The sequence below is a fragment of the Streptomyces sp. NPDC050617 genome (assembly GCF_040654795.1).
GTDB lineage: Bacteria > Actinomycetota > Actinomycetes > Streptomycetales > Streptomycetaceae > Streptomyces.
In genome coordinates this window covers 15521-33572 of record NZ_JBFAIS010000016.1, presented here as the reverse complement: position 1 = coordinate 33572, position 18052 = coordinate 15521, and the positions used below count along the sequence as shown (strand labels likewise).

Annotated in this window: 18 protein-coding genes; 11 read left to right on the top strand and 7 right to left on the bottom strand. The window is 73.4% G+C overall.

The genetic code is table 11. The features are described 5' to 3' along the window. Positions 1–15 precede the first annotated feature (15 nt). Positions 16–1635 carry an HtaA domain-containing protein gene (locus AB0I49_RS21695; protein ID WP_363228658.1) on the top strand — a complete coding sequence of 540 codons (1620 nt, stop codon included), beginning with the start codon at positions 16–18 and terminating at the stop codon, positions 1633–1635. A gap of 105 nt (positions 1636–1740) precedes the next feature. Here AB0I49_RS21695 and AB0I49_RS21690 read toward each other — a convergent pair whose 3' ends face one another. Further along, entirely contained in the window at positions 1741–2310 is a 570-nt protein-coding gene (locus AB0I49_RS21690) for a hypothetical protein (protein ID WP_363228657.1), read from the bottom strand. Positions 2311–2395: 85 nt separating this feature from the next. Between AB0I49_RS21690 and AB0I49_RS21685 the strand changes: the two genes are divergently transcribed. Then, complete coding sequence (locus tag AB0I49_RS21685; RefSeq protein ID WP_363228656.1) at positions 2396–3070, top strand: PhzF family phenazine biosynthesis protein; 675 nt, start codon at positions 2396–2398, stop codon at positions 3068–3070. On the opposite strand, the gene AB0I49_RS21680 is transcribed toward AB0I49_RS21685, so the two are convergent. Next, the gene (locus AB0I49_RS21680; protein WP_363228655.1) at positions 3060–3749 is read right to left on the bottom strand and encodes a biliverdin-producing heme oxygenase; all 690 of its coding nucleotides are present in this window, start codon (positions 3747–3749) and stop codon (positions 3060–3062) included. The genes AB0I49_RS21685 and AB0I49_RS21680 overlap by 11 nt on opposite strands. A gap of 113 nt (positions 3750–3862) precedes the next feature. Further along, positions 3863–4720: a type I methionyl aminopeptidase gene (gene map / locus AB0I49_RS21675; protein ID WP_363228654.1), complete on the bottom strand. Its 858-nt coding sequence runs from the start codon at positions 4718–4720 to the stop codon at positions 3863–3865. A gap of 79 nt (positions 4721–4799) precedes the next feature. Here map and AB0I49_RS21670 point away from each other — a divergent pair, with 79 nt between their 5' ends. Next, the gene (locus AB0I49_RS21670; protein WP_363228653.1) at positions 4800–5063 is read left to right on the top strand and encodes a hypothetical protein; all 264 of its coding nucleotides are present in this window, start codon (positions 4800–4802) and stop codon (positions 5061–5063) included. Between the two features lie 69 nt (positions 5064–5132). On the opposite strand, the gene AB0I49_RS21665 is transcribed toward AB0I49_RS21670, so the two are convergent. Both AB0I49_RS21665 and AB0I49_RS21660 read right to left on the bottom strand, forming a co-directional pair. Continuing rightward, positions 5133–6323, bottom strand: a complete 1191-nt coding sequence (locus AB0I49_RS21665) for an MBL fold metallo-hydrolase (RefSeq protein ID WP_363228652.1) — start codon at positions 6321–6323, stop codon at positions 5133–5135. A gap of 237 nt (positions 6324–6560) precedes the next feature. Continuing rightward, positions 6561–7172, bottom strand: a complete 612-nt coding sequence (locus tag AB0I49_RS21660; protein WP_363228651.1) for a hypothetical protein — start codon at positions 7170–7172, stop codon at positions 6561–6563. Between the two features lie 234 nt (positions 7173–7406). On the opposite strand from AB0I49_RS21660, the gene AB0I49_RS21655 reads away from it, so the two are divergent. From AB0I49_RS21655 to npdG, 5 genes are read left to right on the top strand one after another with little or no spacing between them, the layout of a single operon-like run. Then, the gene (locus tag AB0I49_RS21655; RefSeq protein WP_363228650.1) at positions 7407–8495 is read left to right on the top strand and encodes a sialidase family protein; all 1089 of its coding nucleotides are present in this window, start codon (positions 7407–7409) and stop codon (positions 8493–8495) included. Then, positions 8492–9817, top strand: coding sequence for a sugar ABC transporter substrate-binding protein (locus AB0I49_RS21650; protein WP_363228649.1), 1326 nt, complete (start codon positions 8492–8494; stop codon positions 9815–9817). The genes AB0I49_RS21655 and AB0I49_RS21650 overlap by 4 nt, the downstream gene beginning before the upstream one ends. Continuing rightward, the gene (locus AB0I49_RS21645; RefSeq protein WP_363228648.1) at positions 9814–10728 is read left to right on the top strand and encodes a sugar ABC transporter permease; all 915 of its coding nucleotides are present in this window, start codon (positions 9814–9816) and stop codon (positions 10726–10728) included. Before AB0I49_RS21650 ends, AB0I49_RS21645 begins: the two co-directional genes overlap by 4 nt. Further along, the gene (locus AB0I49_RS21640; protein WP_363228647.1) at positions 10725–11570 is read left to right on the top strand and encodes a carbohydrate ABC transporter permease; all 846 of its coding nucleotides are present in this window, start codon (positions 10725–10727) and stop codon (positions 11568–11570) included. The genes AB0I49_RS21645 and AB0I49_RS21640 overlap by 4 nt, the downstream gene beginning before the upstream one ends. 13 nt (positions 11571–11583) lie before the next feature. Continuing rightward, positions 11584–12288, top strand: coding sequence for an NADPH-dependent F420 reductase (npdG, locus tag AB0I49_RS21635; protein WP_363228646.1), 705 nt, complete (start codon positions 11584–11586; stop codon positions 12286–12288). Between the two features lie 56 nt (positions 12289–12344). Here npdG and AB0I49_RS21630 read toward each other — a convergent pair whose 3' ends face one another. Next, positions 12345–12764 carry a nuclear transport factor 2 family protein gene (locus AB0I49_RS21630; protein WP_363228645.1) on the bottom strand — a complete coding sequence of 140 codons (420 nt, stop codon included), beginning with the start codon at positions 12762–12764 and terminating at the stop codon, positions 12345–12347. 160 nt (positions 12765–12924) lie between these two features. On the opposite strand from AB0I49_RS21630, the gene AB0I49_RS21625 reads away from it, so the two are divergent. Continuing rightward, positions 12925–13179 carry a hypothetical protein gene (locus AB0I49_RS21625; RefSeq protein WP_363228644.1) on the top strand — a complete coding sequence of 85 codons (255 nt, stop codon included), beginning with the start codon at positions 12925–12927 and terminating at the stop codon, positions 13177–13179. Between the two features lie 21 nt (positions 13180–13200). Here AB0I49_RS21625 and AB0I49_RS21620 read toward each other — a convergent pair whose 3' ends face one another. After that, entirely contained in the window at positions 13201–14019 is an 819-nt protein-coding gene (locus tag AB0I49_RS21620; protein ID WP_363228643.1) for a site-2 protease family protein, read from the bottom strand. Between the two features lie 133 nt (positions 14020–14152). Between AB0I49_RS21620 and AB0I49_RS21615 the strand changes: the two genes are divergently transcribed. After that, positions 14153–14683 carry a DUF6578 domain-containing protein gene (locus AB0I49_RS21615; RefSeq protein ID WP_363228642.1) on the top strand — a complete coding sequence of 177 codons (531 nt, stop codon included), beginning with the start codon at positions 14153–14155 and terminating at the stop codon, positions 14681–14683. Between the two features lie 28 nt (positions 14684–14711). Beyond that, positions 14712–18038 carry a BTAD domain-containing putative transcriptional regulator gene (locus tag AB0I49_RS21610; protein WP_363228641.1) on the top strand — a complete coding sequence of 1109 codons (3327 nt, stop codon included), beginning with the start codon at positions 14712–14714 and terminating at the stop codon, positions 18036–18038. Positions 18039–18052 lie beyond the last annotated feature (14 nt).

Here is an 18052-nt window from a genome sequence, read left to right as displayed (position 1 = left end):
AGGAGAACCCCGACCATGACCGTCACCCCCTCCACGCCCCCCGCCCGCCCCGCGCGGCGCCTCGCCCTCGTCGCCGCCACGGCCCTCGCGCTGGGGGCGGGCGCGCTGAGCATCCCCGCGTTCGCGGCCGACGGCGGCGCGGCCGGCCCGCCGAAGGTGGAGCTCAAGGACGGCACCCTGGACTGGGGTGTGAAGGAGTCGTTCCGGAAGTACGTGACCGGGATGGCGAAGGGCACGATCGAGACGGCGGACGGCGCGAAGCAGGCCGCCGACAACGGCCCGTTCACCTTCACCGGCGGCTCGGGCACGTACGACATGGGCACGCACGCCGTCGCGACCACCTTCAAGGGCAGCGTCCGCTTCATCTCGAAGGCGCACCGCTTCGACATCAAGCTCGCCGACCTGAAGCTGTCCACCAAGGGCACGGCCGGCAGCATCACCGCCGACATCACCGCGGAGGGCAAGACCGAGGACGACGTCGAACTGGCCTCGCTCGACCTGTCCAAGGCGGAACGGAGCAGCGGCGACTCCACGATGACCTTCGCGAAGATACCGGCGAAGCTCACGGCCGAGGGCGCGAAGGCGTTCAACGACATGTACAAGGAGGGGCAGGAGCTGGACCCGGCCACGCTCACCGTGAAGGCGGGCGGCGGCGGGCAGCCGACCCAGAAGCCCACGCAGCAGCCGACGCAGCAGCCCACCACCGCGCCGACGACCAACCCCACCAACCCGACGACCAACCCCACCGACGGGCCGTCGAAGCAGCCCACGACCGGGCCGACCGACCAGCCGAGCGCGAAGCCCACCGTTCCCGGCAAGACGCCCGGCGGGTCCGGCGACGACGCGGACGCCGAGTCCGGCACGATCGCCGACGGCAACCTCGACTGGGGCGTGAAGAAGTCGTTCCGCACGTACATCACCGGCGGCGCGAAGGGCAGCATCGAGCTGTCCGGCGGCGCGGCGAAGAACGGTGACGGGTACCGCTTCCCCAAGGGCCACGGCTCGTACGACGCCGACACGTCCGCCCTGGACGCGGCCTTCGACGGCGCGGTCCGCTTCACCGGCCACGAGGGCCAGCTGGACCTGAGGTTCAGCGACCTCAAGGTGCAGGTCAAGGGCGCCAAGGGCGCGCTGGTCGCGGACGTCTCCGCCAAGGCCCTCGGCAGCGGCAAGGTCGAGAACAGCAAGGACCTGCGCCTCGCCGACCTGGATCTGAGCGGCAAGCCGATGAAGGCCAAGGGCAAGATCGTGACGCTCTCGGGGGTCCCGGCCCGGCTGACGGACGCGGGCGCCAAGGCGTTCGGCGGCTACTACGACGAGCCCTCGAAGCGCGACCTCGACCCGGTCACGCTGAACGTCTCCCTCGACAAGAACGCCCAGCTCCCGGGCGGTTCCGGCGCGTCCGGCGGCTCGGGCTCCGGCGGCGGTTCGTCGGCCGGCGGCCTCGGCGGCGGCGCGGGCACGACCGGCGGTTCGGGCGGCATCACGGGCGGCTCCGGCACCGGCGGCAGCTCGCTCGCCAGCACCGGTTCCAGCACCCCCACCACCGCGCTCGTGGGCGGCGCCGCGGCCCTCGTCCTCGCGGGCGGCGCGGCCGCGTACGCCACCCGGCGCCGCGGCAACGCACGCGGCTGACGGTCCCGTAGACCGCGCGGGCCCGACTCCCAGCGGGGCCCGCGCATCGGCCGGAGCCTCCGATCGCTCACATCGAAGGCTCCGGCCGCAGGCGTGTCCCCGTGCCTACTCGACGGTCAGGTCCCCGTCCGGCACGTCCTCGACCGTCACCTTCCCCGCCGGCTGCCCGGTCCCCTTCGCCACCGCGTCGGCGATCCCGTCGGGGTCGGGTTCGGTCGGGAACGGCACGTCCTCCCCGTCCCCGTAGCTCTCCAGCGCCTTCGTGAAGTAGCTCGGGTCCCAGGCGCCGACGGCGCCCTTCACCTCGACGGCTCGTACGCCCCGGTCGCCGACCCGCTCCCGCAGAGCCGCGAGGATCTGGTCCGAGCGGTACTCGCCGGGCACCTGGAACAGGCTGGCGTGCGCGCCGACGAGGCCGCCGTCGTCGAGCCGTACGGTCACGGTCAGACAGCTCGTCACGCTGGGGTAGAAGAGCGTTCCACCCGGCCCGACCTCCTTGACCTGCCCTTCGGTGATCTCGGCCGTCGCGGCGGCAGTCGCGACAGACGGCGCGACGGCGGCGGTCGCGGACACCGCCGGGGGCCGGGGCGCGGACTCCGGCGCGGCGGCGGCATGCCCGGTACCGGCGGTGAGCGGCAGGGCCAGCAGGGCGGCCAGGGGAAGCAGAGCAGGCAAGGCGTTTCCTTCTCATCGGAATGTCGACAACCGGACAATCCTAGAGAAGGGGGGCGTGTGCCGACCGGTGAGGTTCAATGCCGCGATGACGGGTGTTCATGTGCTCAAGGTGTTCTGCGGACCGGACGGGCGGGGCGGCAACCCCCTCGGCGTCGTACGCGACGGCGCGTCGATACCCGGTCGGGAGGCGCGGCAGGCGCTCGCCGCCGACCTCGGCTTCAGCGAGACGATCTTCATCGACGACGCCGAGCGCGGGGTCGTCGACATCTACACGCCCAGCGTCCGGCTGCTCTTCGCGGGCCACCCTCTGGTCGGGGTCGCCTGGCTGCTGGGCAGCACCGTGCTGCGGCCCCCGGCCGGAGACGTACCGGCCCGCCGGGACGGCGACGTCGTGTGGATCCGGGGCCACGCCAAGTGGGCGGCCGGGCGGCGGACCGAGCGGTACGCGTCCGTTGCCGGGGTGGACGCGCTGCCCGCGCCGCCTGCCGGGGAGGGCTGGCTCTACGCCTGGGCGTGGCAGGACGAGGCGGCGGGCGTCGTACGGGCCAGGGCCTTCCCGCGCCGCGGGGGCGGGGTCGTCGAGGACGAGGCCACGGGCGCGGCGGCGATGATCCTCACCCAGGAGCTGGGGCGGCCCCTGTGCGTACGGCAGGGTGCGGCGTCGGAGGTCCTGACCCGGCCGCACCTCGACGGGACCATCGAGGTCGGCGGCCGGGTCCTGCCGTCGTCGGTACGGCCCCCGGGGGCCGTCAGGCGCTGAGCGGACCGCTGGCGCCGTCGCCGAATTCCGTGCCCAGCTCCCGGAAGACGGCGGTGTTCAGCGCGAAGGCGCGCTTGCACTCGTCCACCACGCGCTGCTTCTCCAGGTCGTCCAGGGGCAGCGCGTCCAGCAGCTCGCGGTAGCCGCGCTTGAAGGCGGCCGGGTTGCCGATGGCGTCGAAGACGTAGAAGCGCACGCCGTCGCCCTTGCGCTCGAAGCCCCAGGTCTTCTCGGCGGTGCCGCGGATGATCTGGCCGCCGGAGAGGTCGCCCAGATAGCGGGTGTAGTGGTGGGCGACGTACCCGCCGGGCCAGGTGCGGGCGCAGTGCGCCACGCGCTCGGCGTAGGCGGCGGTCGCGGGCAGCGGGGTGATGTCCGTACGCCAGCCGGGGCCCGCCAGGTGGTCCAGGTCGCGCTCCAGGGCGGCCGTGCGCGCCAGCTCGGGCTGGACGAACGGGCCCGCGACCGGGTCGCCGGCCAGGCGCTCGGCGCTGTCCTCCAGGGCGCGGTAGACGAACCACAGCTGCTCCGTGTAGCGCCGGTAGGCGTCCACGCCGAGCCGGCCGCCGAGCATGTCGCTCATGAAGGACGAGTTCTCGGCCTCCGTGTGCTGCTCGTGCGAGGCGTTGCGGATCAGCGTGGAGAACGGAACGGACGACGTGGTGCTGGTGGCGTCCAAGGCGGACCTCCGGGGACCGAGGGGAGCGGGCGGGAACCGATTGTCTCTACTTAGGCTTACCTAAGTCAACCTGTTCCCGACGCCTTGTCGGTAAAAACGTACCCCGTCGCGCGTCAGGGAAGCGTGAGAATCTCGGCTCCCGTCTCCGTGACGACGAGGGTGTGCTCGAACTGCGCCGTCCGCTTCCGGTCCTTCGTGACGACCGTCCAGCCGTCCTCCCACATGTCGTACTCGTACGTGCCGAGCGTCAGCATCGGCTCGATGGTGAAGGTCATCCCCGGCTTGATGTCGGTGGCGTGGTGCGGGCTGTCGTAGTGCGGCACGATCAGGCCGGAGTGGAAGGACGTGTTGATGCCGTGGCCCGTGAAGTCGCGGACCACCCCGTAGCCGAACCGCTTCGCGTACGACTCGATGACCCGGCCGATGATGTTGATCTGGCGGCCCGGCTTGACCGCCTTGATCGCGCGGTTCAGGGACTCGCGGGTGCGCTCCACGAGCAGCCGCGACTCGTCGTCGACGTCGCCGCAGAGATAGGTGGCGTTGTTGTCGCCGTGCACGCCGCCGATGAAGGCCGTGACGTCCAGATTGACGATGTCGCCGTCGCGCAGCACCGTCGAGTCGGGGATGCCGTGGCAGATGACCTCGTTCACCGAGGAGCACAGCGACTTCGGGTAGCCGCGGTAGCCGAGCGTGGACGGGTACGCGCCGTGGTCGCACATGTACTCGTGCGCGACCCGGTCCAGCTCGTCCGTGGTCACGCCGGGCGCGATGTGCTTCGCGGCCTCCTCCATCGCGCGGGCGGCGATGCGGCCCGCGATCCGCATCCGCTCGATCGTCTCGGCGTCCTGCACTTCGGGGCCGGTGTAGGGGGTGGGGGCCTTCTTCCCGACGTACTCGGGGCGCGGGATCGACGCCGGGACGGGGCGGGCGGGGGAGAGCGTCCCCGGGACAAGAGTTGACTGGCCAGACATGCCAGCGAGTGTATCCAGGGCGCATCGGGCAGCATGGGGGCAAGAGTGTCCGGCGGGGGCTTTACGGGAGGAGCGGTCGATGGCGCTGTTCAGGAGACGCGCGGCCGGCAAGCCGGGGGAGTGGTACTACTGCCTCCAGCACGGCAAGGTCGAAGAGGGGCCGGAGTGCCGGGCGGCGGACCGCATGGGCCCGTACGCCACGCGCGAGCAGGCCGCCCACGCCATGGAGACGGCCGCCGACCGCAACCGCGCATGGCAGAACGACCCCCGCTGGAACGACGACGCCCCTGACGACGCCTCCGACGGCCCCGGCCAGGGGACGGGCGGCGGCCGGGGAGCGTAAGGGGCGCCGGCCCCGCCCGTTCCCCCCCCGCCCCGCCCGGTCCTCCGCGCGGGGCCGTCGCCGCGCCGGTCAGCTCTTCGCCGAGACGGTGAACCGCATCAGGTCCTGGCCGGTGGTCACCGGCCCGTCGTAGGTGCGCTTGACGGTGCGGGTCCACCGCGCGGCGTCGATCGGCCGGTCGTGCTTCTCCCCGATGTGGGACAGGACGAGCCGACGGGCCCCGATCCGTTGGGCGACCCCGCCGACCTGGGAGAGCGCCGTGTGCGAGCGCCGCATGTGCCGGGCCAGGATGTCCGACCCCTCCATCGACGAGTCGCCCATCGCCTCGTGTACCAACAGGTCCGTGTCACGGGCGAGTTCGACCAGGTTGGGGGTGGGGCGGGTGTCGCCGGAGAAGGTGACCGAGCCGTGTTCGGTGTCGAAGCGGAACGCGAGGGACGGGAAGAGCGGGCCGTGCGGGACGAGGGTCGCGGTGACCTTGACGCGGTCGTCCTCCATGACCGGGAACGGGCGGGTGCGCGGCGCCGGGTCGTGCGCGGTCGCGCCGACGTCGGGAAGGCCGATCTCGTGCACGTCCGCCAGGTCCCGCGGGTCCGCGAGGGCTATGTCGCGCATGAAGACGTTGGTGCTGTAGGCGAAGGCGGCGTGGCAGTCCTCGGTGTGCTGCTTCAGGCCGGGCGTCGGATTCCGCGGAGCGACGGTGCCCGGCGTGGAGCCCCTCTCCTCGAACGGAAGTGCGCCCGCCGACCCCGGACCGTGCACGGTGACCGGATCACGCGCGTCCGCCGCGGTCAGGAAGAAGTCGTAGTACGACATCAGGTGGTCGGAGTGGAGATGGGTGATGAACATGTGCCGCAGCGCGGAGCGGTCCAGCCCGGCCAGGCCGAACTGCCGGGCGGCGCCCAGCCCCGCGTCCACGAGGTAGACGCGGCCGTCCACGATCAGCGCCGACGACGTGCCGGCCCGTTGCGTATCGATCAGCGGACCGGCCCCGGTGCCCAGCAGGACCAGCTCCAGGCCGCGTCGCCGGGCGGCCGGACCGCTGTGCGCGGCGCGGGCGTCGGACGCGCCGCCGACGGCAGGCGCCGCCAGGGCCGGCGGCGAGGCCAGCGCCGCGCCGAGTACGCCGCCGCCGAGGGCCGAGGTCCGCAGCACCTCACGCCGGCCCCAGCGGCGCCGCTCGGCCCGGCCCGGCGCGCCCTCTCCCGTCTCCTGTACCTGCCCGGAGTTCTCCTCGCCGGGAGACCCGCAGTCACACATCGGTAGCACCTTTCGTCCGGAAACCGTCGGAACCCCCCTGACCTCGGAGAACTCCGCCCCAGTCCCCGGCCTCCGGAAGACGGAACCACGCCGGGAGACGGCCGGGGAAGATCGCGGCGAGCAAGGAAAGGGCAAATAAGGAAAAGGAAAACGCGCTGAAGACCCGGGCCGGGCCCCGAGATCCAGCACGCACGCTCCCGAGCTACCGCCGGGCGCCGTGCCCCGCCCGGCGCGGCGTCACCAGCGCACCGGCGGCGGCGTCGTGAGCTGGTCCGCCAGGCGGGAGAGGCGGTCGCGGAAGCGGCGGCGGCCGTGCGGGGCGGGCAGGCTGTTCTCGCCGGCGGCCGCGCTCACCAGGTGCTGGACCGTGTCGAGGTCCAGTGACGTGCCGTCGTCGGTGGCCGGGACGGCCAGCGCGTCGTGGGCCAGCGACCGCAGATCCGCGTCGCCGCCGTCCAGCGCCAGGATCGTCGTGCCGCCCCGGCGCGCGTCATGCACCCGCTCCAGCAGCGCGGCCTCCGGCCGCTCCGGCGTCACGACGAGCACCGTCTCGCCCCGCCGGGCCGCCGCCAGCCGGCCGAGCCCCACCGAGAGGTGGGCCGGCACCCCGCCCGGCACCCGGTGCCGTACGAGCGTGGGGGACAGTTCCGGCAGCCCCGACCACGCCGCCTCGTCGTCGAGGTGCGCCGCGAGGTGCCACGGCTCGTACCCGGCGCTGCCCACGAGCAGCAGCCCGCCGCGGTGCGCGCCGACCGAGGAGCGCAGCGCCCCGGCGAAGCGGCGGGTGGACTGCAGCCACTCGGTCCCGGCGAGAACTTCGCGCAGCAGCGCGACCCGTACGGCATCCATGGGCCCGCATCCTGCCGCAGACTCCCGCCCCGAGCCCTTCGGTTGAACTCTCTCACTCGTACGAGTGGCCGTCGCTCCGGTGACCGGCCCCGTTCATCCCGCGTTCGCCCGTCGCGGGTACGTCCGGGTGACGGGCCCGCGGGGCCCGCCGGTTGCCTTGACGGGGTATCGGCCCCTCCCTATGGTCACCGCAGGACAAAGGACGTCCTACGTCCGGCTGTTGGGGGATTGCGCATGGCTTACGAGACCTCCGTGCCGTTCCGGGCCGGGAGCGAGGGATACGCGAGCTTCCGGATCCCGGCCGTGGTGGTCTCCGCGCAGGAGACCGTGCTCGCCTTCGCCGAGGGACGGCGCGCCTCGGCCGCCGACTCCGGGGACATCGACATCGTGCTCCGGCGCTCCGGGGACGGCGGCCGCACCTGGGGCCCGCTGACGGTCGTCAGCGACAACGGCAGGGACACCGCCGGAAACCCCGCCCCCGTGGCGCTCCCCGGCGGCCGCATCCTCCTGCCGCAGGTGCACAACGCCGCCGACGCCACCGAGCAGCGCATCCTGCGCGGCCAGGTGTCGGAGGCCGACGGGCGGCGCGTCTGGCTCCAGCACAGCGACGACGACGGGCTGACCTGGTCCGCGCCGCGCGAGATCACCGGGCAGACCAAGCGGCCCGGCTGGCGCTGGTACGCCACCACCCCCGGCCACGCCCTGCGGCTCACGCACGGCGAGCACGCGGGCCGGGTGCTGGTCCCCGCCAACCACACCACCCCGCCGCTCGGCGCGGACTCCGGCGCGGAGCCGCGCTACAACAGCGGGCACTGCGTCTACAGCGACGACGACGGCGCGACCTGGCGCATCGGCTACATCGACGAGAACCCCGACGGCTACGTCAACGTGAACGAGACGACCGCCGCCGAACTCCCCGACGGGCGCGTCTACTTCAACACCCGCAACGACGCCGCCTCGCCCGGCCGCCGCGCCGACGCCGTCTCCCGCGACGGCGGCGCCACCCTCGAAAAGCCCTTCCGCCCCCAGGCCGGGCTCGTCACGCCCATCGTCGAGGGCAGCGTCCTGCACCTGGGCCACCCCGACGTGCTGCTCTTCTCCGGCCCCGCCGACCCGGCGCACCGCGCGCTGATGACCGTACGGGCCAGCCGCGACTCCGGCCTGACCTGGCGCCCCGTCCACACCGCGAGCGGACTGCCCGCCGCCTACTCCGACCTGGTGCGGATCGACGCCGACACCGTCGGGCTGCTCTACGAGACGGGCGACTTCAGCGCGTACTCGACCATCACCTTCCGGCGGATCCCCGTGGAGGAGCTGACATGACCCCGGACGGAGTGGGCCGGCGCGCCGTGCTGGGCTCGGCGGCCTCGGCCGCCGCCCTCGCGCTCGCCGGCTGCGGTTCCGGCGACGGGAAGCCCGCCCGGCCGCAGGACCGCAAGAAGGGCGAGCGCGCCACCCTGACCTTCTGGTCCTGGGTGCCCGGCATCGACGGCCCCGTCGACCTGTGGAACCGCACCCACCCGGAGGTGCGGGTCGACGTCGAGAAGGTCTCCGCCGTCGGCGGCGCGCAGTACGCGAAGATGCACGCCGCGATCAAGGCGGGCAACCCGCCGGACCTCGGCCAGATCGAGTACGCGACCGTGCCCAGCTTCCTCCTCGACAACGGCCTCCTGGACCTGTCCGCGTACGGGGCGCGGCGGCACAAGGAGAAGTTCGTCGGCTGGGAGTGGGCGCAGTCCGTCTTCGGCGACGCCGTGTACGCCATTCCGCAGGACTCCGGGCCCATGGGGCTCTTCCTCCGCCGCGACCTCCTCGACAAGTGGGACATCGAACCGCCCGCCACCTGGGACGCGTACGAGACGGCGGCCAAGGCGGTCCGCCGGAAGGGCGCGTATCTGGAGACGTTCTCGGCGACCAACGGCAACCGCTTCGCCGGGCTCGCCTGGCAGGCCGGGGCCCGCTGGTTCCGGGTGGACGGCGAGCGGTGGACGGTGAGCATCGACGACGACGCCACCCGCCGCGTCGCCGACTTCTGGGGCGGCCTCGTCGCGCGGAAGCTGATCCGTACCATCCCCGACCGGCAGAACGCCTGGTACAAGGACATCCAGACCGGGCAGATCGTCTCCTGGCTCGGCGCGAGCTGGGGCGATGTGCTGCTCGCCGGCAACGCCCCGGCCACCGCCGGAAAATGGCGCGTCGCGCCGATGCCGCAGTGGAAGAAGGGCGAGGCGGCGTACGCGAACTGGGGCGGCTCCGCCACCGCGGTCTTCGCCGGCACCAAGTACCCCAAGGACGCCCTCGACTTCGCGGTCTGGCTCAACTCCGACCCCGCGTCCATAAAGCTCCTCATCAAGGGCGGCTACGGCTTCCCCAGCGCCAAGCGCGGCTACAGCACCGCCGACCTGGAGGCCCGCCGCGACTTCTTCGGCGGCCAGCACTACACCGGCGTCTTCGAGCGCGCCGCCAAGGGCGTCGACACCAGCTGGCAGTGGGGCCCGGCCACCGACACCCTCTATCAGCGGCTCGGCGACGCCTTCACCGACGCGCTCGCCGAGGGCGGCTCCTTCCGGTCCGTGCTGAAGAAGGTGCAGGAGCGGACCGTGGGCGACCTCAAGGACAAGGGCCTCAAGGCGGAAGCGGGTTGAGGCGCGCCACCCGCACCGAGGCCCGCAGCCGCCGCGCCGCGGCCGGCTTCCTGCTGCCCTTCCTCGCCCTCTTCCTGCTCTGCTTCCTCGCGCCCATCGGCTACGCCCTCTACCAGAGCCTGCTGAAGCCGAAGCGGTCCGGGCCGCTCGGCCTCGGCGGCACCACCCACGAGGTGTGGGCCGGGCTCGCCAACTACACGCACGCCCTCGACGACCCCGCCTTCCTGGAGGGGTTCGGGCGCGTCCTGCTCTTCGGGGCCGTCCAGATCCCCGTGATGATCGTCCTCGCGGCCGGCCTGGCGCTGCTGCTCGACGCCGCCTCCGCCCGCTGGGTCGGCTTCTTCCGCACCGCGTTCTTCCTGCCGTACGGCGTCCCCGGCGTCATCGCCTCGATCCTGTGGGGCTTCCTGTACGTACCGGGCATCAGCCCGCTCGTCGAGGTGGCCCACTCGGCGGGCTGGCAGATCGACTTCCTCGCCCGCGACAGCGTCCTGTGGTCGATCGCCAACATCGTCACCTGGCAGTTCACCGGCTACAACATGCTCGTGCTCATCGCCCAGCTGAAGGCGGTGCCCATCGAGCTGTACGAGGCCGCGCGCATCGACGGCGCGCACGCCGGGCAGATCGCCTGGCACATCAAGCTGCCGCTGATCCGGCCCGCGCTCGTGCTGGCCACGGTGTTCTCCATCATCGGCACCCTCCAGCTGTTCGCCGAGCCCATGGTGCTGCGCCCGCTGGCGGCCACCATCGACTCCGGCTACACGCCCAACCTGCACGCCTACAACGAGGCGTTCACCAGCAACAACCAGCATGTGGCCGCGGCGGAGGCGGTGCTCCTCGCGCTGGTGGCGTGCGTGCTGTCCTTCGGCTTCCTGCGGCTCGTCGGGCGGCGGGGGAGGGACGGGAAGTGACCGGACCACCGCTGCGGTACCGCATCGTCACCACCTCCCTGCTGGCGGTGGCCGCCGTCTACTTCCTGGTCCCCGTCTACTGGCTTGTCGTCTCCGCCACCAAGTCCACCGGCGACCTCTTCGGCAGCTTCGGCTTCTGGTTCGCCGACCCGCACCCGATCGCCTATCTGCACCGGGTGCTCACCTACGACGGCGGCGTGTACGTCACCTGGTTCGCCAACTCCCTGCTGTACGCGGGGGTGGGGGCCGTGGCGGCGACGCTCCTGTCCGCCGCCGCGGGGTACGCGCTCGCCAAGTTCGTCTTCCCCGGCCGCGAGTCGGTCTTCAACCTGATCCTGGCGGGGGTGCTCATCCCGGGCACCGCGCTGGCCCTGCCGCTGTACCTGCTGTTCAGCGAGATCGGCCTGGCCGACACGTACTGGGCGGTGCTGCTGCCGTCCATGGTCAGCCCGTTCGGCGTCTACCTCTGCCGGATCTACGCGGCCGCCGCGGTGCCCGACTCGCTCCTGGAGGCGGCCCGGATCGACGGGGCGGGCGAGGCGCGGATCTTCACGGTGCTCGGGCTGCGGCTGATGACCCCGGCGCTGATCACCGTCTTCCTCTTCCAGTTCGTGCACATCTGGAACAACTTCTTCCTGCCGCTGGTCATGCTGGCCGACGCGGACCTCTATCCGATCCAGCTCGGCCTGACCTCCTGGCAGGGGTACGCGGACCGGCAGCCGGAGCTCTACCAGTACACGGTGGGCGGCGCGTTCCTGTCCGTGCTGCCGCTGATGGTGCTGATGGGCGTGGGCCAGCGGTACTGGCGAACGGGGCTCACCGAGGGCAGCGTGAAGGCGTGACAGTATCGCTGTCATGACTACTCCTGATGACACGAAGAAGGCGCCCGCCAAGGACCCGTGGGAGCTGCCCGACGTCTCCGGCCTCGTCGTCGGCGTGCTCGGCGGCACCGGCGACCAGGGGCGCGGCCTGGCCTACCGGCTCGCGAAGTCCGGACAGAAGGTGATCATCGGTTCGCGCGCGGCCGAGCGGGCCCAGGCGGCCGCTTCCGAGCTGGGGCTGGGCGTCGAGGGCGCGGACAACTCCGAGTGCGCGCGGCGCAGCGACATCGTGATCGTTGCGGTGCCGTGGGACGGCCACGCCAAGACCCTTGAGTCGCTGCGCGAGGAGCTGACGGGCAAGCTCGTCGTCGACTGCGTCAATCCGCTGGGTTTCGACAAGAAGGGCGCCTACGCGCTGACCCCCGAGGAGGGCAGCGCCGCCGAGCAGGCCGCCGCCCTGCTCCCGGAGTCGCGGGTCACCGCCGCCTTCCACCACCTCTCGGCGGTCCTGCTCTCGGACCCGGAGATCGCGGAGATCGACACCGATGTGATGGTGCTGGGCGAGGAGCGGGCCGACACGGATCTCGTGCAGGCGCTGGCCGCCCGCATCCCCGGCATGCGCGGCGTGTTCGCGGGCCGGCTGCGCAACGCCCACCAGGTGGAGTCGCTCGTCGCGAACCTGATCTCGGTGAACCGCCGCTACAAGGCGCACGCCGGGCTGCGGGTGACGGACGTATAGCGGGTTACGGGCGGGTGGCGTACGTACGCCACCCGCCCGCCTTTCGCCGCGGGGGCTCAGAGCGCGATGCGGCGCTCGTCCTCGGAGATGGCGAGGTCGTTGATGGAGGCGTAGCGGCGGCGCATCAGGCCGCGCTCGTCGAACTCCCAGTTCTCGTTGCCGTAGCTGCGGTACCACTGGCCCTGCTCGTCGTGCCACTCGTACTCGAAGCGGACGGCGATGCGGTTGTCGGTGTAGGCCCACAGCTCCTTGCGGAGCCGGTAGTCCAGCTCGCGCTGCCACTTGGCGCGCAGGAAGCCGACGATCTCGGCGCGGCCGGTCAGGAACACGTCGCGGTTGCGCCACTCCGAGTCCTCGGTGTAGCCGAGGGCGACCCGCTCGGGGTCCTGGCTGTTCCAGGCGTCCTCGGCGGCGCGCACCTTCTGCTGGGCGCTCTCCGCGGTGAACGGCGGCAGCGGCGGCCTGGTCTCGCTCATGGTCGACTCCCTTCGCCGGAGAACGTTCGTTCTCCCGGCGTGTGCCAGCGTAGGAGAATGAACGTTCTCCCGCAAGGCGGGCCGATCGGGGGAGGGCGCGGACGCTCTGACGGGCCGGTCCGTGGAGAGTCGTGGACGCCCCGGCGGGCCCGTACCGGGCATGGGGGACACTGGCAGGGAAACATCGCACCCCGGACAGGAGCCGACCCCCATGCCCCGCCTCGCCCTCTATGCCATCGCCGTGTGCGTCCTCGCGGTCGTCGCGGCCGTCGTCTCCTTCGCGAGCGGGAGCTGGGTCGGCGTCGTCTGGATCCTGCTGGCGGGCGTCTCCTCCAACATGGCCTGGTACTACGTGCGCAAGCAGAAGAACGACCGGGCGGCGGAGGAGCGGCGGCGGCAGGCCGCGGCCGGCTGACGGCCGCCGCCCGCCGGAACGTCAGCCGAAGGTCGTGTACGGGGCCTCCGACAGCGGCGGGATGTCCGGCGTGCCGCGCCACACCTGGAACAGCTCCCGGCCCCAGTAGGTGTCCCACTCGGAGACGCCCAGGGCCCGCATGAGCGCGTGGATCGCGTCGAAGAACACGGAGTTCACCCCGGGGATCCACAGGACGGCGAAGACGGCGAGCAGCCCGAACGGCGCGAGCGGCTCCACCTGGCGCCGCACCTTGTACGACAGCCATGGCTCGATCACGCCGTAACCGTCGAGCCCCGGCACCGGCAGGAAGTTCAGGATCGCCGCCGTCACCTGGAGCAGCGCCAGGAACGCGAGCGCGTACCGGAAGTCGTCCGGCACGCCGTCCAGCGCGTCCAGCCAGAACGGCGCGGTGCACACCGCCGCGAACAGCACGTTCGTCAGCGGACCCGCCGCCGAGATCAGACTGTGCCGCCAGCGGCCCCGGATGCGGTGCCGCTCGATGAACACCGCGCCGCCGGGCAGGCCGATGCCGCCCAGGATCACGAAGACCACCGGCAGCACGATGGAGAGCATCGCGTGTGTGTACTTCAGCGGGTTCAGGGTCAGATAGCCCTTCGCGCCGATCGAGATGTCCCCGCTGTGCAGGGCGGTCCGGGCGTGCGCGTACTCGTGCAGGCAGAGCGAGACGATCCAGCCCGAGACGACGAACAGGAACACGGCGACGCCGGGCATCTTCGAGAACCCCGTCCACACCGCCCACGCCGAGACCGCCATGACCGCGACGAGCGCGAGGAAGACGGAACTCACCCGCCGGTCGCCGCGGGCCGCTGTACTTGCCATAGGTGGTGCTCCTGGGGTCGCTGGGCCTGGCCGGTGATTCCGGGACGTACCGGCGTACGACCGTACCGGCTGACACCCGCAAAACGCCCCGCCGGACCTCCCGAGTTCCGGCGGGTCCGGCGAGAGTGGGGCCATGCCGCTCTGGAAGGTGTTCTACGCGGACTGGGAGATGGAGTGCTGCGGCACGCCCTTCCCGGTCGGGGCCGAAGTGCGCTGGACGCTGCTGCTGACGGAAGACGCCGACGAGACGTGGCAGGACTGCCTCAGCGAGGTCGAGGGCCCGGCCGAGCCCCGCGGCGGCATGGCCGTCATCCGGGCCGGGGCGCTCACCGCCCTGTGGAGCGAACCGCCGTGGCCCCTGCCGCGGCGCGCCCGCGTCACCGGCCGCCTCTCCGTCCAGGGCCACGGGCCGTACCCGCAGGGAGTGGCGCCCACCGTCGGCCTGGTCCGCCGCATCCACGTCGTCACCCAGGGCTTCGCCGAGCCCCGCACCGGGAGCCGGGAGTTCGCGCCGGTGCCCGGGGAACGCTGGCTCCGGGAGGTCGACCTGTGCCCCAAGTGGTTCCGGCGCGAGGTCGACGGTCCGCAGCGGTTGCGCCGGGGCGTCGGATACCGCCGAGACGAAAGCGGGGTTCTGGTCGGGGTGGAGACCGCTGATTGGTGAGCTGGGGCGGGTAAAGGACAATGGGGCGGTGCGCTACGGCATCCTCGGTACCACCCAGGCTCGACGCGACGACGGTACGGCCGTCGCCCTCGGCGGCGCGCGGCTGCGCGCGCTGCTCGCCGCGCTCGCGCTGCGCCCCGGACGGCCCCGCGCCGCCGAAGCGCTCATCGACGAGATCTGGGAGGCCGACCCGCCCGCCGACGCGCACGGCGCGCTACAGGCGCTCGTCGGACGGCTGCGCCGCGCCCTCGGCCACGACGCCGTCGAGTCCCCCGAAGGCGGCGGGTACCGGCTCCGCGCCGACGCCGACGACGTCGACCTGCACCGCTTCGAGCGGCTCGCGGACGAAGGGGCCCGCGCGCTCGCCGACGGCGACCCCCACAAGGCCGCGGTCCTCCTCGACGACGCGCTCCGCCTCTGGCGCGGCCCCGCCCTCGCCGATCTGCCCGACCCGGGAGCCGCCGCCGCCCGCTGCGACGCACAGCGCCTCGACGCCCGCCGCGCCCGGCTCGCCGCCGACCTCGCCCTCGGCCGCGCCGAAGCCGCCCTGCCCGAGCTCGTGGAGCTGTGCGCCGAGCACCCCCTCGACGAGCGGCTGCACGCGCTGCGGCTGCGCGCCCTGCACGCCGCCGGCCGCACCGCCGAGGCCCTCACCGCCTTCGACGAGCTGCGCACCGGCCTCGCCGACCGCCTCGGCGCCGACCCCGGAGCCGAACTCCGGGCCGTACACGCCGAACTGCTGGCGCCGGCCGCCGCCCCCGAGCCGCCCCGCCGCCCGGCCGCCGCCCCGGCGGCCGGCAACCTGCGCGCCCGCCGCACCTCCTTCGTCGGCCGCGAGAGCGACCTCGAAGCGATCCGTACGGACTTGGGCGCGCACCGGCTCGTCACGCTGCTCGGACCCGGCGGCGCGGGCAAGACCCGGCTCTCCCAGGAGGCCGCCGACTCCCTCAAGGCGGCCTGGCCCGACGGCGTATGGCTCGCCGAACTCGCCCCCCTAGACGACGCGGCCGACGCCGCCGCCGTCCCCGAAGCCGTGCTCACCGCGCTCGGCGCGCGCGAGACCGTGGTGCGCACCGCCGCCACCGAGGGGCTGCGCGCCGCCTCCGACCCGAGCACCCTCGACCCGCTCGCCCGGCTCGCCGAGCACTGCGCGCCGCGCCGGATGCTGCTCCTCCTCGACAACTGCGAGCACGTCGTCGACGCCGCCGCCCAGCTCGCGGAGACCCTGCTCGCCTCCTGCCCGGACCTCTCCATCCTCGCCACCAGCCGCGAACCGCTCGCTGTGCCGGGCGAGCTGGTGCGGCCCGTGGAGCCGCTGCCCGACCCCGTCGCGCTGCGGCTCCTCGCCGACCGCGGCGCGGCGGCCCGCCCCGGCTTCTCCACCGACGACGACCCCGACGCCTGCGCCGAGATCTGCCGCCGCCTCGACGGCCTGCCGCTCGCCATCGAACTCGCCGCCGCCCGGCTGCGGCTGCTCACCCCGCGCGGCCTCGCCGACCGCCTCGACGACCGGTTCCGGCTCCTGACGAGCGGCAGCCGGACCGTACTGCCGCGCCAGCAGACCCTGCGCGCCGTCGTCGACTGGTCCTGGGACCTCCTGGACGGGCCCGAGCGCGCCGTGCTGCGCAGACTGTCGGTCTTCGCGGGCGGCTGCGCGCTGGAGGAGGCCGAGGCCGTCTGCGCCGACGGCGCGGACGGCACGGGAGTCGCCACCCGCGACGTCGCCGCCCTCCTCGGCTCCCTCGTCGACAAGTCCCTCGTCGCCGCCGCCCCCTCGGCCGACGCCGGCGGCGCGATGCGCTACCGGCTGCTGGAGACCGTCGGCGAGTACGCCGCGGAACGGCTCGACGAGGCGGCGGAGCGCGCCGCCGTCGAACGCCGCCACCTGGTCGCGTACCGCGAACTGGCCCGCACCTCCGACCCGTTGCTGCGCGGCCCCGCCCAGCGCGCCTGGCTGGAGCGGCTGGAGCTGGAGCACGACAACCTGCGGACCGCGCTGCGCCGGGCGCTGGCCGCGGGCGACGAGCACGAGGCGCTCTGCCTGGTGCTCTCCCTGAGCTGGTTCTGGCAGCTGCGCGACCACCGGGTGGACGCCTACACCTGGGCGCAGGCCGCCGCGGAGCTGGGCCCGGACCCCTTCGCGGCGCCCGTCACGCCGGCCCCGCCGCTCTCCGCGCGCTGCATCGACGCGCCGCCGCCCATGGACGAGGAGCAGCTGCTGGAGGCCCGGCGCGAGGTCCGGCTGGTCGCGCTCTCCAGCATGGAGAGCAATTTCAACTCGGCCACGTCGCCGGAGGCGCAGGCGCAGTTGCGCGGGATCATCGCCGCCTACCGCCCCGGCCTGCCGCAGACCTGCCGGGTGCCGGGCTTCTCCTGGATCTTCGCGGTGCTGCTCACCTGCGACGGCGACATGCCGCGGCTGAAGGACGTCATCCACGCCTGCGTGGAGAGCTGCCGCGAGTTCGGCTACGAATGGGAGCTGGCCCACGCCCTGCAGATGCGCTCGAAATTCCTCAACGACCAGGGGGACGGGGCTGAGCAGGCCGCCCGGGACGCCGACGAGAGCCTGGAGATCTTCCTGCGGCTCGGCGACGACTGGGGGGTGTCGGAGGCGCTGTCCGGCCGGGCCGAGGCGCGCGAGCAGCGCGGCGAGTTCGAGCGCGCCGCCGAGGACTACCACGCGGCGGTCGAGCGGTACGAGGAGCTGGGCGCGTACGGCCAGGTGCCGTTGCTCCGGGCCCGGCTCGCCGAGGTGCTCATGGAGTCCGGGGCCATCAGCGAGGAGGAGGGGGAGCGGCGGCTCCGCGAGACGCTCGCGGACGGACAGCGGGTGGACCGCGACGCGGGCGCCTTCGCGCGGCTCCAGCTCGCGGTGCGGATCGCCCGCTCGGGGCGTACGGGCGAGGCGCGGGCCGAGTTCGACGAGCTGTACCGGGATTTCGAGGACCACTCGATCGACCTGTTCCAGGGCATGGTCGTGGGGCTGTACGGCTGGCTGGAGGTCCTGGAGGGCCGGCCCGAGGCCGCGCTGGCGAAGCTGCGCGAGGCGCTGTCCAAGGCGCAGACCCCGCTGGGACAGCTCATCGCGCCGCACCTGCCGTCCACGCAGATCCTGACCGGCGCCCACGCGCACGCCCTGCTGGGCCGCGAGCGGGCGGCGGAGGCGCGGCGCGCGGCCCGGCTGCTGGGGGCGTTCGACGCGCTGCGCCCGTCCGGCCACGCCCGTTCGGAGGAGCGGGAGGCACGGGCGGCCGCCGAGGCGGCGGCCCGTGCCGCGCTGAGCGACGAGGCGTACGAGCGTGCGTACGCCGAGGGCGGCGCCCTCTCCGAGGAGGAGGCCGCCGCCCTGGTGTGAGGCCCGCAGCGGGC

Coding starts and splice junctions, on each gene's coding strand:
- AB0I49_RS21695 (WP_363228658.1), top strand. CDS start 16: ATGACCGTCACCCCCTCCACGCCCCCCGCCCGCCCCGCGCGGCGCCTC.
- AB0I49_RS21685 (WP_363228656.1), top strand. CDS start 2,396: ATGACGGGTGTTCATGTGCTCAAGGTGTTCTGCGGACCGGACGGGCGG.
- map (WP_363228654.1), bottom strand. CDS start 4,720: ATGTCTGGCCAGTCAACTCTTGTCCCGGGGACGCTCTCCCCCGCCCGC.
- AB0I49_RS21670 (WP_363228653.1), top strand. CDS start 4,800: ATGGCGCTGTTCAGGAGACGCGCGGCCGGCAAGCCGGGGGAGTGGTAC.
- AB0I49_RS21665 (WP_363228652.1), bottom strand. CDS start 6,323: ATGTGTGACTGCGGGTCTCCCGGCGAGGAGAACTCCGGGCAGGTACAG.
- AB0I49_RS21660 (WP_363228651.1), bottom strand. CDS start 7,172: ATGGATGCCGTACGGGTCGCGCTGCTGCGCGAAGTTCTCGCCGGGACC.
- AB0I49_RS21655 (WP_363228650.1), top strand. CDS start 7,407: ATGGCTTACGAGACCTCCGTGCCGTTCCGGGCCGGGAGCGAGGGATAC.
- AB0I49_RS21650 (WP_363228649.1), top strand. CDS start 8,492: ATGACCCCGGACGGAGTGGGCCGGCGCGCCGTGCTGGGCTCGGCGGCC.
- npdG (WP_363228646.1), top strand. CDS start 11,584: ATGACTACTCCTGATGACACGAAGAAGGCGCCCGCCAAGGACCCGTGG.
- AB0I49_RS21630 (WP_363228645.1), bottom strand. CDS start 12,764: ATGAGCGAGACCAGGCCGCCGCTGCCGCCGTTCACCGCGGAGAGCGCC.
- AB0I49_RS21625 (WP_363228644.1), top strand. CDS start 12,925: ATGGGGGACACTGGCAGGGAAACATCGCACCCCGGACAGGAGCCGACC.
- AB0I49_RS21620 (WP_363228643.1), bottom strand. CDS start 14,019: ATGGCAAGTACAGCGGCCCGCGGCGACCGGCGGGTGAGTTCCGTCTTC.
- AB0I49_RS21615 (WP_363228642.1), top strand. CDS start 14,153: ATGCCGCTCTGGAAGGTGTTCTACGCGGACTGGGAGATGGAGTGCTGC.